The 14,279-nt window shown below is 63.4% G+C and carries 11 protein-coding genes; 5 read left to right on the forward strand and 6 right to left on the reverse strand.

Features of this window, described 5'->3' with window-relative positions; genetic code table 11:
- Nucleotides 1–89: 89 nt before the first annotated feature.
- The 5 genes from AB5Y68_RS00125 (at nt 90) to AB5Y68_RS00145 (ending at nt 5,445) form a co-directional block, all read left to right on the forward strand.
- Nucleotides 90–770: an ABC transporter ATP-binding protein gene (locus tag AB5Y68_RS00125; protein WP_039038949.1), complete on the forward strand. Its 681-nt coding sequence runs from the start codon at nt 90–92 to the stop codon at nt 768–770.
- 21 nt (nt 771–791) lie between these two features.
- Complete coding sequence (locus tag AB5Y68_RS00130; RefSeq protein ID WP_039038950.1) at nt 792–3,218, forward strand: FtsX-like permease family protein; 2,427 nt, start codon at nt 792–794, stop codon at nt 3,216–3,218.
- Between the two features lie 185 nt (nt 3,219–3,403).
- On the forward strand, nt 3,404–4,444 hold the full coding sequence (locus AB5Y68_RS00135; RefSeq protein WP_039038951.1) for a lipocalin-like domain-containing protein: 1,041 nt from the start codon (nt 3,404–3,406) through the stop codon (nt 4,442–4,444).
- Nucleotides 4,445–4,708: 264 nt separating this feature from the next.
- Nucleotides 4,709–5,179 (forward strand): hypothetical protein, encoded by a 471-nt coding sequence (locus AB5Y68_RS00140; RefSeq protein ID WP_152610165.1) that lies wholly within the window; start codon nt 4,709–4,711, stop codon nt 5,177–5,179.
- A gap of 8 nt (nt 5,180–5,187) precedes the next feature.
- The gene (locus AB5Y68_RS00145) at nt 5,188–5,445 is read left to right on the forward strand and encodes a hypothetical protein (RefSeq protein ID WP_152610166.1); all 258 of its coding nucleotides are present in this window, start codon (nt 5,188–5,190) and stop codon (nt 5,443–5,445) included.
- 722 nt (nt 5,446–6,167) lie between these two features.
- Here the strand turns inward: AB5Y68_RS00145 and AB5Y68_RS00150 are convergent.
- The 6 genes from AB5Y68_RS00150 to AB5Y68_RS00175 all read right to left on the reverse strand — a co-directional run bounded on the left by AB5Y68_RS00150 (nt 6,168) and on the right by AB5Y68_RS00175 (nt 14,275).
- Nucleotides 6,168–6,728 (reverse strand): hypothetical protein, encoded by a 561-nt coding sequence (locus AB5Y68_RS00150; RefSeq protein ID WP_039038952.1) that lies wholly within the window; start codon nt 6,726–6,728, stop codon nt 6,168–6,170.
- A gap of 133 nt (nt 6,729–6,861) precedes the next feature.
- Nucleotides 6,862–9,669: an FAD-binding and (Fe-S)-binding domain-containing protein gene (locus AB5Y68_RS00155; protein WP_039038953.1), complete on the reverse strand. Its 2,808-nt coding sequence runs from the start codon at nt 9,667–9,669 to the stop codon at nt 6,862–6,864.
- The gene (locus AB5Y68_RS00160; RefSeq protein ID WP_039038954.1) at nt 9,669–10,313 is read right to left on the reverse strand and encodes an LUD domain-containing protein; all 645 of its coding nucleotides are present in this window, start codon (nt 10,311–10,313) and stop codon (nt 9,669–9,671) included. Before AB5Y68_RS00160 ends, AB5Y68_RS00155 begins: the two co-directional genes overlap by 1 nt.
- Before the next feature lies 1 nt (nt 10,314).
- Nucleotides 10,315–11,751 carry a LutB/LldF family L-lactate oxidation iron-sulfur protein gene (locus AB5Y68_RS00165; RefSeq protein WP_039038955.1) on the reverse strand — a complete coding sequence of 479 codons (1,437 nt, stop codon included), beginning with the start codon at nt 11,749–11,751 and terminating at the stop codon, nt 10,315–10,317.
- Nucleotides 11,744–12,565 carry a (Fe-S)-binding protein gene (locus AB5Y68_RS00170; RefSeq protein WP_080767961.1) on the reverse strand — a complete coding sequence of 274 codons (822 nt, stop codon included), beginning with the start codon at nt 12,563–12,565 and terminating at the stop codon, nt 11,744–11,746. The genes AB5Y68_RS00165 and AB5Y68_RS00170 overlap by 8 nt, the downstream gene beginning before the upstream one ends.
- Before the next feature lie 12 nt (nt 12,566–12,577).
- Entirely contained in the window at nt 12,578–14,275 is a 1,698-nt protein-coding gene (locus tag AB5Y68_RS00175) for an L-lactate permease (protein WP_039038956.1), read from the reverse strand.
- Between the last annotated feature and the right edge of the window lie 4 nt (nt 14,276–14,279).

Here is a 14,279-nt window from a genome sequence, read left to right on the forward strand (position 1 = left end):
CGAGGATCCCCATCCCTTTTGCAGGCGCGATCACTAACTGGCATAGTGACGGACATTGTGAAAGCCATTGACCATCAAACGGTTATCCCATGCTTAGCCTGCGCAACCTCAGTAAACGCTTCGCCAACGGCGGCGAGACGCTCCCCCTGTTTGAGGGGCTGGATCTCGCCCTCACCCCGGGGGAAACCTGCCTGCTGCTGGGGCAAAGCGGCTGTGGCAAGTCCACCCTGCTCAACCTCATCGCCGGTCTCATCGCCCCGGACGAGGGGGAGATCTGGCTGGAAGAGACCCGCCTCGACACCCTGCCGACAGACGAGCGGGCCCGGCTTCGCGGGTGCCATTTCGGCATCGTCTATCAGGATTTCAACCTGCTGCCGACCCTGACCGTGGCCGAGAACCTCGCCCTGCCCCTTCAGATAAACAACCTGCCCCAGGACGATGGGCGCCTCGATGCCCTGCTCGCGCGCCTTGGCATGAGCCACAAACGCCACGCCTGGCCGGAACAGCTCTCCGGCGGCCAGCGCCAGCGGGTGGCGCTGGCCCGCGCCCTCATTCATCAGCCCCGTTGGCTGCTCGCCGACGAACCCACCGGGAGTCTTGATGAACACAACGCCGAGCAGGTGATGGCCCTGATGATGGCGGCGGTGCGCGATACCGGCGCCGGTCTCTTGCTGGTGAGCCACAACCCGGGCTATGGCGACCTGGCGGATCGGGTGCTGCGCCTTGAAGGGGGACAGCTGGTCGAGCTCAAGGGGCGCCGCCATGGCTGACGTCTGCCGGGGGGCCTGCTGATGTTGCCGCTCAAGGCACTGCTGCGCCTCTATCGCGCTCACCCCTGGTTGCTTTTGATGAGCCTGGCCGGACTCACCCTCGGGGTCACCCTGGTAGTGGCCATCGAGCTCTTGAACCACAGCGCCCGCACCAACTTCGTCGCCGCCCGCAGCCAGCTCGCCGGGGAGGCCAACTACCGCCTGGCCCCCCAGGGTGGCCTGGATGAGCAAGTCTACGTGAGGCTGGTGCGAAGCCAGCCAAACCTTGACGCCATGCCAGAGCTTCACGCCTGGCTCAAGGACGAGCAGGGGCGCAGCTTCCAGTTGCTGGGGATGGATCTCTTCAACCCCGGCCCCCTGCGCCGCCTCTTTGGCGATGCGCCAGACAGCCAACCCGATGTCTCGTTGAATCGCGCCGACAGCGTCTGGCTGGCCGCCCCCGAGGCGAAGCGCCTTGACTGGCAAGCGGGCCAGTCGCGAACCTTTGTGCTGGGGGATGAGGGGCAACGCCCCCTGACCCTGACCCTGGCGGGCACCTTCGAGCCCGGCGCCGTCCCCATGGAGCGGCTGCTGGTGACCGACATCGGCCTCGCCCAGCCCCTGCTTGGCAAGGAAGGACGGCTCGATCGCATCGTCTTCAAGCTCAGCGAGCAAGAGGCCAATACCTTGCAAAGAGCCTTGCAGGCGGCCCTGCAATCCTATGCCCCCCATCAGCCCCTCTGGCTTGAGCCCATCAGCCCGGCGCTCGATGCCAGCCAGCTCGGGGATGCGCTGGCCCTGAACCTCAGCGCCCTCTCCCTGCTCGCCATGGCGGTGGGATTGTTTTTGGTGTTCAACGCCCAGCGCTTCGTGCAGAGCGTGCGCCGCCCCCTGCTCGCCCAGCTCATCATCCTCGGGATGCCGCCGCGCCGGGTGCTGCGCTGGCTGACCCTGGAGATCCTGATCCTCGCCACCCTCGGCACCCTGCTCGGGCTGCTGCTGGGGAGCCTGCTGGCCCTCGCCCTGATGGGGCAGCTCACCCAGGCGCTGGCCGACCTTTATGGCCCCAACCCCATCGACCTGCTGCGCCTCTCCCCGACGAGCCTTGGCAAGGCGCTGGTGATTGGCCTTTTGGGGATGCTTGCCGCCAACCTGCCTGGCTGGTGGCAACTGCTGCGCCAATCCCCCCTTGCGCTGCGAGAGGGCAACAGCCGCCCGCCGGCTCATCCCTGGCAACGTCGGGGGCTCGCCATCGCCATTCTGCTGCTGTGCGCCCTGTGTCTGTGGCAGCCCTGCACTGGCCTTGGCGGCGCCCTCTTCGTGGCCGGGGGCTGGCTGCTCGCCATGGCCCTCCTGCTGCCCGATGCCCTTCGCTCCTTGCTGGGGCGGCTGCGTGCACGCGGCCCCCTCACCGCCCGGCTCGGGGTGGCAGAAACCCTCTATCACCTGGATCGCACCGCCATCGCGGTGATGGCGCTGCAACTGGCCATCGCCGCAGCCATCGGCATCGGGGTCATGGTGTCGAGCTTTCGCTCGAGCGTGGAGATCTGGCTCGGCCAGCGCCTGGCCGCCGATCTCTACGTCACCGCCCCCAAGGGGGTGGCAGGCAGCAGGGGCGCCCTCGGCGAGCAGACCCTCAACACCATCCTCGCCGCGCCGGATGTGCGCGCCGCCTCCCGCCGCGCCGTGCTCCCCGCCCGCTGGCAGGGGCAGCCCATCGAGTGGGCGCAGATGGACTTTATTCCCGAGCTCAAAGCCGCCTATCCCCTGCTGGCCGGGCGCTGGCCCGCCACCCCCGACGAGGTGCTGGCGAGCGAACCGCTGACGGTACGCCTCGGGGTCAGGGTGGGCCAGCGCCTTGAGGTGAGCGGCGAGCAGGGGCCGCGAACGCTCACCGTCACCGGCGTCTATCAGGATTACGGCAGCGACAAGGGGCAGATACTGCACGCCTTCGAAGGGGGCAAGGTGCAATCCCTTGCCCTCTTCAGCCCGGATCCCGAGCACCTTGGCGACAGGCTCAGGACCCAGTTTGGCGAGCAGGTGAACCTGTTGCCCGCCCCCGCCATCCACGCCGCCGCCCTCAGGGTGTTCGATCAGACCTTTGTGGTGACCGAGCTATTGAAGTTGCTGATCCTGGGGATCGCCTTCGTCGGCATCGGCTCGGCCTTTATGGTGCTGGGGCTGGCCCGGCGCGGCGAGTTGCAGACCCTGCAGAGCCTTGGCCTGAGCCCCCGCCACTGCCGCCGGCTGCTGGTGTGGCAGGGGGCGGGCCTCGGGCTGCTCACCGCGCTGCTGGCACTGCCGGTTGGCTATGGCCTCGCCTGGGTGCTGATTGAGGTGGTCAACCCCCGCGCCTTTGGCTGGCGGCTGGCCTTCGAGGCCGCCCCCCTGCACGCCGTCACGGCGCTTCTGCTGGCGCCGGTGTGCGGGGCGCTGGCCTCCTGGTACGCCGCAAGGAGAGTGGTATGACATATCGGTTGGCGCTCTGGCTCAGCCATGGCTTGACGTCCCCATTGACCAGATCTCTGTCACCGCACTTGATTCAGCGCAGAGAAGCGCACAGAGCTGCCGCGAACCATCCCCTCTCCCTTCGGGAGAGGGCCAGGGTGAGGGGAATCTTGTCCTCTTTACGGTCCCTGTGGCTTGCAGCCCGCTTGATCCCGCTTGTTGCCATAAGCGGCCACGCGCAGGCCAGCGATCTGGGGAGCATCCTGGGTGGCGGTAGCAATCACTTCAAAAAGGCCCTGCCGGGTCAGTCCATCAACCTGCCCGCTGATCACGCTGCCCACCCCGACTACAGCTCCGAATGGTGGTATCTCACCGGCAACCTGAAAGACGAGCAAGGGCGCGGCTACGGCATGCAGTGGACCCTGTTTCGCCAAGGCATCGAGCAGGAGATAACATCCGACAACCCCTGGCTCACCCCCCAGCTCTGGCTGGCCCAGTTCGCCATCACGGATGTGAGCAAAGGCCGCCACCAGCAGGACGAGCGCACCAGCCGCCAGGGGCCGGGGCTCGCCGGTGCCAGCGGCGGTGAGTATTGGCTGAAAGAGTGGGTCTTGGCCTCTCAAGGAGAAGCGCTCTTTCCCGCCACCCTCAAGGTGCAGAGCAAGGCGGGGGATCTTGATGTGCAGGTGAGCGCCGCCAAGCCTGCGGTGCTGCAAGGCAAAGCGGGTTACAGCGAGAAGAGCCCGGGCAACGCCTCCTTCTACTACTCCTACCCGCGCCTGACCATCAGCGGCACCCTGACCCTGGATGGCGAAACCCGCAACGTCAGCGGTGAGGGCTGGTTTGATCACGAGTGGAGCAGCTCGGTATTGGCCGAGTGGCAATCGGGCTGGGACTGGTTTTCGCTGCAATTTGAGGATGGCCGCGAGCTGATGCTGTTTCGCCTGCGCACCAAATCGGGACGCTCTGAGCCTGAGAACCGCTACGGCATCCTGATCGAGCGGGATGGCAGCAGCCGGGTGCTGAACCCTGAGCAGATCCACCTCACCCCCGGCAAGACCTGGCGCGGCCCCAAGGGGCAAGCCTACCCCATCGAGTGGCAGCTGGAAGCCGCCGATTTGAACCTGACGATCCGCGCCCGCCAAGCCAATCAGGCCATGACGGGACGCTTCGACTACTGGGAAGGGGCGGTGTCCGTCTCGGGGGATGCCAAGGGCGTCGGCTATCTGGAAATGACGGGGTATTGATCATCTTGAAAATCTGATCAGCCTCAAAAAATCATTCAGATTCCATACGTTGGGGACATTTTCACCCAACTGGCTGGTTGATGGTTGATGGTTGATGGTTGATACAATCTCCATATGGACACGTTGTCGCCTTATGACATATGATTTTTTCGTTGGTTTACCAGACCAATAATAATTCGCGAAACTCCTATTACGCTTCGCAATTCTAACCTACCGAGCTGTGATGAATCATGAGAGTGATATTTCATATTATTAGGAACCCTTATGAACAAGAAGATTGTACTGATAATTGCGAGTTCTATTACTACCATAGGAGTTATATGGATAGGGTTGTGGGCATTTAAGTCAGGTGCTGGCCTAGGATTAAATGTCAAGTTCGCTGCAACTTCCGAGTGCAACAAAGACTACCCCCTCCTAATTACGGTTACAAATCGCCTTCCTATTGCACTTGAATATTATCAGTTCAGAATAGAGGCAAGGAGACCTGGGCGTAGTAGTTTTGTACGCAATGAATCCATTAGATATGAAAGCGATGTGATTTTAAATGGATGGAGTTCTCATAGCTCTTGCTGGAAAGCTCCTTGGATAGACCTAGATAATATACCAGTATCTTTTGATGACGATTATGTGGGAAAATATAAATCGAAAACAGAGAAGGACAATGAAAATCTAATTTGGTCTGTCGGTGTTAGGTATGCTCGTTGGGGAAGTATTACATTTGGTTATCGCTCATGAGGAATAACATGGAATTTGAGCTAAAAATTTGCAATGTTGAAAATTATTATATCGATGTAGAACTAGAGAAATACTATATTTACTTGAACGCTCTAAGAGATGATTTAATACGTATTAATGACTTCTCGAATGTGACGCTAATAAATGAAACCTTTAGGTTTGAAGCACAGGCATCACTAAAAGAAGTTAAGAAATTAATTCAACCTTTATTAGATTCAAGTCTCGGTGATATGTTATGTTGTGAGCACCTAATTGAACTGTCATAGGACCGTAGGCTCGAGTACGCTTCGCTAATCGAACCTACTTTAAATATTCCAAACCGACGATCAATGAGATGAAAATAATATTTCTGTGTTGGGTTTCGCTTCGCTCAACCCAACCTACGCCAAACCTTATCTATTGAATGGCTTACGCCGCGACCGTCTGACTGGAGATAAACGCCAACGACTGCCGATTGAAGGACCGTAGGTTCGATTAACGAAGCGTAATCGGACATTCGCGAAACGCCCCATACCATTAAAAACATGGGGCTACATCCATATATTAAAATCTAACCTTGAATAAGAGTGACTCACGCCAAAGAAAAAGATATTTCCTTTCCATGCGTTCGATTACGCTTCGTTAATCGAACCTACTCGAAATGCACCAAACCGACGAACTATGGGATGAAAATAATAATTCCCATGTTGGGTTTCGCTTCGCTCAACCCAACCTACGCCAAACCTTCCCCATTAAATGGCTTACGCCGCGACCGTCTGGTTGGAGATAAACGCCAGGGACTGGCGGTTGAAGTGATCCGGCTGGTCCACGTTGCGGGCTTAGCCACATTTTTCGATGTTTTCTTGCGGGCTACAGGGGTCACTGGCTACCGACTCGAGCACTAAAGAAATATTCAGAAGAACGCTTGAACCATCACCTTGTTGAGCCACTACTCCTTATCTCCTGCTTGCGCCAAAAATTGAAGGTCAAAGTGGGTGCTCCGGCACAGCTATAACAACCCCCCTTCACTCTCGGCCTTGATGGCGCCCAGTATCCGGCGCCGGATCAGGCCGCTGACGGGGCGGATCAGATACCAGTAAGGTGCGAATTTGAGGCGGCAGGCCAGATCCGGGCAGAACACCCTTGTCTGGGTGGTCAACCGGGTGGTGCCGTTTGGCTGGCGGCTGGCCGAAAACCCCAGGGCGAGCTTGGCAATGCCTGGCGCCGCAAAGTCCAGATACGCCTGACTGTCCGCTATGGTCACCAGACCAAAGTCCGGCCGCCAGAACCGGCCGACAAGGCCGTAGAGCAGCGTGTTGTCGTCCTGGCTGTCGAGCGGCACGAATCTATGCAGGCCAAAGGGAGGCGGGCTGGCGCTCTGTTGGCGGCCAAGAAGATGCCCAAGGCGCATCGGCACTTCCCGCAAGCCGATCAGGTGGCGAAAGGCCGGATCCGCTTCCGGTCGATAGTTGGACGCCGCCTGGATGACGGTGCGCGGGTCGGCGGCAATGTCGCGAGCGTGCTCTTCACAGAAGTGATAGGCAGGCAGATAGTGGTTCAGCGGCGTCATCAATCCTTCCTTGCCATCGCTCGTATCAGCATCGGCCCCTTTCATAGCACGTAGCACCAGACAAGTCCCGCTTTAAAGCCACCTTGTTCACCCCATTGAAAACGGCAGGATAGTTATCCTGCCGTTTTTTTCCCTATCTCGCCGCCTGATCCACCAGATAGAGGATGCTGTGATAGGGAATGCCGGCGTGCTGACTGAGCCCCATTTCACAGGTGCGGCTGTTGCTGAAACCCTGACGGCAATCGTTGGGAACCTGGGCGGGCAGGCTTGCCAAGGCGGCTACGTTGAGCTCCGGGGTCATCAGCCCCTTGTCGCCGGCAAAGCCGCAGCACTGGATATGCTCAGGCACGATCACCTCCCGGGCACAGGCGCGGGCCACCGCCAGCATCTTATCGCCGAGCCCCATGCGCCGGCTGCTGCAGGTGATATGAAGCATCACGGTCTCATCGATGGGGGTCAGCTCAAGGTGGGGCAGCAGGTGTTCCAGCACAAAAGTGGAGGGCTCGAACACCCGAAGGCCCTTGCCGAGCGCCCCCGAGAGCAGTCGCTGCACACAGGGGCTGGTGTCGAGCAGCACGGGCCAGCGCCCCTGCTCGCTTGCCTGCCACAGCGCCGCAGCCAGCTCCGTACGCTTGGTAGCTGCCACCTCGCTCATCCCCTTGCTGTCATAGGGCATGCCGCAACAGAGCCCCTCAATGCCTTGCGGCACTATCACCCGGCAGCCCGCTTTATTGAGGAGGGATTGCACCACCTGTGGCAGTGACGGGGCCTCCTCCTGCTGGCCGAACACCCGGCTGGCGCAGGATGGCAGATAGACCACGGCGCGATCCTCTCCAATGTCCTCGCTGGATCCGCCATGGCTCCCCTCCCCTTGCGGCCACCGGTAGCGGCTCGGCCCCGGCAGGGTCGGCAACCAGGCGGGTGTGCGCTGGCCGCTCAGATGGCGAACCCCGTTCACCAATCGCGCCAGCGCTTTGTCTCCCAGAAGCTTGCCGGCAATGGATTTGAGGCCCAACGCACTGCGGGCGGTGCGGGTGACGCCGGCGAAGTGATCGGCACTCCAGCGGGCAATGGGCACGAAGCGCCGGTACTTGTCAGTGCGCAGCTTCTTGATCAGGCTGCCAGTGTTGATGCCCACCGGGCAGCGATCGGCGCACAGCCCGGTCGCGGCGCAGGTGTCGATGCCCTGATAGTCAAACAGCCGGGCCAGCTGGTTGGAGGGCTCATCGGCACGATTGCGGCGGGCCAGTTCGCGGTAAAGCACGATGCGCTGGCGCGGCGACAGCGACAGGGTGCGCGAGGGGCAGACCGCCTCGCAAAAGCCGCACTCGATGCACGGATCCACGATGGCATCGCTCGCCGGCATGGGTTTGAGGTGGGCCAGGTGGGCCTTGGGGTCGTCGTTGATGATGACGCCGGGATTGAGCAAGCCATCGGGGTCCAGCAACGCCTTGATGCGCCGCATCAGCGCCATCCCCTCCGGCCCCCATTCCAGCTCCACATAGGGGGCCATGTTGCGGCCGGTGCCATGCTCGGCCTTGAGGGACCCGCCAAAGCGCACGGCGACGAGTTCCGCCACCGCGTCCATAAAGGCGCCGTAGCGGGCCACCTGGGCCGGATCGTCGAACCCCTGGGTAAAGACGAAGTGCAGGTTCCCCTCCAGCGCGTGGCCAAAGATGATGGCCTCGTGATACTCAAACTCGTCGAACAGTTGCTGCAGCCCCGCCACCCCTTCGGCCAAGCGCTCGATGGGAAAGGCGACATCCTCGATGATGACGGTGGTGCCTGTGGTACGCACCGCCCCCACCGCCGGGAAGAGCCCCTTGCGAATGGCCCAGAGCCCGGCGCTGTCGCTGGTAAAAGGCACAGAGGCGACCTGAGCAAACTCGGCCGCCATGGCCGTCACCTGCTCGCAGCGCTCCACCAGCTCTTCCTTCGACTCCCCATGCACCTCGACAAGCAGGGCGCAGGCGGCCAGATCCAGGGTCTTGATAAAGTCCGGCAGACCGGGCTTGCCCGCCACCGAGCGAAGGGATCGCCCATCCATCAGCTCCACCGCCGCCACCGGCGCACTTTTCAGGCGCGAGGTGGCCAGACACGCCTGCTCGGCGTCCCGAAACACCAGCAAGGCCGAGGCCTTGTGGGGGTATTCGGGCACGGTGTCGAGCACCACCTCGGCAATAAAGCCGAGAGTCCCCTCCGAGCCAATCATCAGGTGGGTGAGGATATCGACGGGATCTTCATGATCGAGCAGGGCGTTGATGGCGTAGCCGGTGGTGTTCTTGAGCCGGTACTTGTGGCGAATTTTGGCGGCAAGTTCAGTATTCGCCAGCACTTCGGCGCGCAGGGCGGCGAGCCCGTCCAGCAACTCCGGGCGCTTGGCCGCAAAGGCGGCGCGGCTCTGAGGATTGCCGCTCTCCAGCACGGTACCATCGGCCAGCAGCAGGGTCATGGCGTGCAGGGTGTGATAGCTGTTGTGGGCGGTGCCGCAGCACATGCCGCTCGCGTTGTTGGCGGCGATGCCGCCGAGCTTGCAAGCGTTGATGGAGGCGGGATCCGGCCCAATCTTGTGCCCCAGAGGCGCCAGATAGCGGTTGGCATCGGCGCCGATCACCCCGGGTTGCAGGGCGATGCGCTCGCCCTCGTCCAGAATGCGGTGGCCGCGCCAGCTGTCGGTCAGGGTGATGAGCACCGAATCGCTCAGGGCCTGGCCCGAGAGGCTGGTGCCGGCGGCGCGAAAGGTGCACGGCAGGTTCAATTCACGGCACACCGACAGCACGAAGCGCACTTCATCCAAAGAGTCGAGGCGCACGATGCGCTCGGGCACCAGCCGATAGAAGCTGGCGTCCGTGCCGTGGGCGAGACGCAAATCAGGGTCGCTCACCAGCCGCTCCTGCGGGATGCGCGAGAGCACGGCGGCGTCAAATTCATTCCAGCGCATCAGCAATCCTCCACCAGCACCACCAGCAGGCGACTCGGGCCGTGGGCGCCGTAGGCCAGGGTCTGCTGGATGTCGGCAGTCTTGGAGGGGCCGGAGACCAGCAGCAGGTTGGTGGGCATGGCCTGCTGCCAGCGCCCGATCGCCACCAGCCCCGCCAGGTTGTCGGCGATGGTTGAGGCCGCCAGCAGGGCGATATGGCAGGGGGGCACAAGCGAGAGGGTGCGCGGCTCGCCGCCATCGGGCAGCAACACGAGCGTGCCGGTATCGGCGATGGCGCCCGCGCAGTGGGTGATGCCCGCCTGACAGACGTCGAACAGATCGTCCTTCCAGCTCGCGAACTCGCCTGCGGGGGTCAACACAGATCGCCCGGCGCAAGCGGCCACGATTTCGACTTGCCAGCGACCGCCCTGGCCACAGGCCAGACTCGTCACACCCTCTTCATCCAGCCAGGCGGCCAGATCCCGGGCAAGGTTTGCCTGTTGGACTGTGAGGATCTCGGCGTGGCTGGCGCGGATCCCGGCAAGGAAGCGCTCACGCCGCGCCTGTTCATCCTCTCCGCACCAGGGCTGCCAGCCATGGGGGGCGTGGGCCATGGGGGCGGCGGCGCCGCGCAGGCGGCTTAATATGGCCTCTTTGCTCGACATCTCAGGACTCCTTCTTCTTCTGGCGCAGCAGGGCGTGCAGGCTCTGGGGGGCGGGTTTGGGGGCTTCGCGGCACTGGGTCCAGGGGCCCAGGTGTTTGGGCATCAAGCCCCGCAGGCGACCGGCCACCCCGGTCGCGGCGTGGTAGAGGCGCGGGTGGGTGGCGGCAAAGGCAAAGCCCTGCATGGCGAGGGTTTCGAGCCGGCTCCTGGCCGCCCCCTGCCCCGCCAGCGGTTCGTGGCCGGGCTGGGCGTCGTGCTTGGCCTCCCGACGCAGGCGCTGCAACAGGTCGGGAATGGGGATGCGCACCGGGCACACCTCGCCGCAGGCACCGCACAGGCTCGATGCGGTCACCAGATCGCTCGTGCTCTCCAGCCCCAGCAGGTGGGGGGAGATGATTTTGCCGATGGGGCCCGGGTAGATGGTGCCGTAGGCGTGGCCGCCGATGCGGGTGTAGACCGGGCAGTGGTTCATGCAGGCGCCGCAGCGGATGCACTGCAAGGTCTTGCGCAGCTCTTCGTCCCGGTAAGCCTGGCTGCGGCCGTTGTCGAGCAGCACCAGGTGCACCTCGTCCGGGCCGTCCAGCTCCCCTGCCCGGCGCGGGCCGCTGATGACGTTGAAGTAGGTGGTGATGGCCTGTCCGGTGGCCGAGCGGGTCAGGGCGCTGTAAAGGGGCGGCACGTCGGATAAGCACTCCACCACCTTCTCGATGCCGGTGATGGCCACGTGGACCTTGGGCACAGTGGTGCACATGCGCCCGTTGCCCTCGTTCTCGACGAGGCACAGGCTGCCGGTCTCGGCCACCGCAAAGTTGACGCCGGAGAGCCCCATGCCGGCGCGGCGAAACTCTTCGCGCAGGGCCCGCCGCCCGGTCTGGATCAGGGCGTCCACGTCCGTGGTGGGGGTGAAGCCTTCCAGGTTGCTTGCGAAGGTGTCGCTCACCTCCTGCTTGTTCTTGTGGATGGCGGGCATGATGATGTGGGACGGGGTGTCGCCGTCGAGCTGGACGATAAACTCCCCCATGTCGCTCTCAAGGCAGCGGATGCCGTGGCGCGCCATCTCGTGGTTGAACCCCACCTCCTCGCTCACCATGGACTTGCCCTTGACGATGCTGCTCACCCCGTTGTTTTGGGCGATGCCAAGGATGATGGCGTTGGCCTCGGCCGGTGTCTGGGCCCAGTGCACCCGGATGCCGTTGCGCTCACAGTTGGCTTCGAGCTGCTCCAGCAGGTCCGGCAGACGCGAGAGACAGCGCTGGCGGATTTGCTCCGCCGCATCGCGCACCGCCGCTTCTTCCTGCGGGTCGGCGAAGGCATCCCGGCGCTTGGCGCGCAGGTAATCCATGGCGCCGCGAAAATTCTGGCGCAGCACGGGGTCGGCCAGGGCCGCCTCGGCCTGGGGATGGAAGCGGCGCGGCGAATACTTGGCGTGATCAGACATGGGGCTGGGCCTCTTTGGTATGAGCCAAATCGCTAACAGCGGCGCCGTTATGAGCTATTTCGTCACTGTCGGGGCGGCTGTGGGCGAGCAGGAAGCTCGCCAGGTGGGTGGCAGGCAAGATCCTGCCCTGATAGGCCAGGGATCCCTTGATGTTCAAGAGGCACCCCCAGTCGGCGCTCACCAGGGTGTCGGCGCCGGTGGCCAGCAGGTGGCGGGTCTTGTCCTCCACCATGGCCTGGCTGATGTGGGGATGGCGCACCGAGAAGGTGCCGCCAAAGCCGCAGCACTCGCTCTCGTAGGCCTGTTCATGCAAGGTGACGCCACCCAGCTGCCCCAGCAGGCTGCGGGCCGTGGTGTGTACCTGCATCTCGCGCCGGGCCGAGCAGGAGGTGTGCATGACGATGCTCGCCTCCCCCACCCCGTGCCAGCGCACCCGGCAGATCCGAGCCAGAAACTCGGTGAGCTCGAACACCCGATCGCAAAAATCGGCCACCTCGGGGCTCTCGGGGAAGAGGCGGCGGTAGTGGTGGTGCATCATGCCGCCGCAGGAGCCCGACAGCACCACCACCGGCCAGGGCTCGGGGAAGAGCGCCATCTGGCTTTGCGCCACCTTGCGCGCCTCCTCCTCGTGACCCGAGGTGTAGGCCGGCTGCCCGCAGCAGGTCTGTTTCTCGACAAAGTGCACCCTTATCCCTTCCCGCTCGATCAGGGCGATGGCATCGAGCCCCGCCACCGGGTCGAACAGGTCCACCAGACAGGTGGCGTAGAGATAGACATCGGCCGGCTTGGCCGGGTAGACCCGCATTACCTTCATCACTTGCTCTCCTTACTTGAGCTGCAGCAGTGCGTCCGAGATGTGGAAGCTGTACATGAGCGCCAGCCCGATAAGGCCGGTGACCAGCAGGTAGTAGAGGGTCGGCAGCGCCGTCTTGCGCAGCGTCGCCCCCTCACGACCGAGCAGCCCCACGGTGGCCGAGGCCGCCACCACGTTGTGAATGGCAATCATGTTGCCCGCGGCGGCGCCGACTGCCTGCAGGGCCAGCATGGCGGCGGTGGAGACCCCCAGGGTCTGGGCCACCTCGAACTGGAACTGGCTGAACATCATGTTCGATACCGTGTTGGATCCGGCGATGAAGGCCCCCAGCGCGCCGATGGTGGCGCTGAGCGCAGGGAAGAACTCCCCCACCAGCCCGGCGGCAAAATTCGCGGTGGTCACCGGCATGCTGGCAAGATCCGCCCCGTTGACGCCGGAGTTGATGAAGATGCGCACCATGGGCACGGTGAAAATCAACACGAAGCCGGCGCCGATCAGGGTGCGGCTGGACTCCCCCAATGCCCGCCCGAAGGGGGCGAGGGAGCGCGATTGCAGCCAGGTGGCGAGCAGGGCGCAGAGCACCAGCAGGCCCCCCGGCAGGTAGAGCGGCTCAATGGACGCGCTGACCCCCTTCTCCCCCAAGAGGTCTGTGAAGGCGAGGCTCACCGACAGGAGGCTGGCCTTGAACTCCGGGCTCACCCGGCTCGCCACCAGCAGGAGCGCCAGCGCCACATAGGGGAGCCAGGCCAGCATGAGCGACATGGGGCGGCCGGCGGCCTCTTTGAGATCGAGCTTGAGGGAACCCAGCCACTCGGCGGGCCACTCGCTCTCGGGGGCGAAATCCCAGGAGTTCTTGGGCACCAGAAAACCGGCTCGCGCCGCTGTCACCACCAGGGCCAGCCCCACCAGGCCGCCGATGAGGGACGGGAACTCGGGGCCGAGCAGCATGCCGGTGAAGGCATAGGGGACGGTGAAGGCGAGCCCGGCGAAAATCGCAAACGGCAGGATGGAGAGCCCCTCAGTCCAGCTGCGGTTGCGGCCGAAGAAGCGGGTCAGCATCATCACCATCAGCACCGGCATCAGGGTGCCGACGGTGGCGTGAATGAGGGCCACGTTGGTGGTCACCTGCTGCAGGTAGATGTCCCAGCTGCTGCCACCGGCGCTCAAGGTCTGGCCGATGGCCTGGTTATCCAGCCCCTTGTTGATGCCCACCAGGATGGGAGTGCCCACCGCGCCGAACGACACCGGGGTGGACTGGATCATCATGCCGAGCAGCACGGCGGCGAGCGCCGGAAAGCCGATGGCCACCAGCAGGGGCGCGGCGATGGCGGCCGGGGTGCCAAAACCGGAGGCCCCTTCGATAAAGGCGCCGAAGCACCAGGCGATGATGATGGCCTGGATGCGCCTGTCCGGCGAGATGTTGGTAAAGCCGCCGCGAATGGCGGTGATGGCACCGGTGTGTTTGAGGGTGTTGAGCATCAGGATGGCGCCGAACACGATCCAGAGCACGGTCACCGTGATCACCAGCCCCTGCAGGGTGGAGGCAAAGACCCGGGTCGGGCTCATCTGCCAGCCCCAGAGGGCGATGAACACGGTCAACAGGAAGGCGACGGGCATGGCGCGCTTGGCGGGCCAGTTGAGGCCGACCAGCAGCACGGCGGCCACCAGGATCGGCGAGAAGGCCACCAGGGCCAGCAGGGTGTCTGTCATCATT

Origin of the sequence: Aeromonas sp. R6-1 (assembly GCF_040908165.1) — a bacterium.
GTDB classification, from domain to species: Bacteria; Pseudomonadota; Gammaproteobacteria; order Enterobacterales; family Aeromonadaceae; genus Aeromonas; species Aeromonas caviae.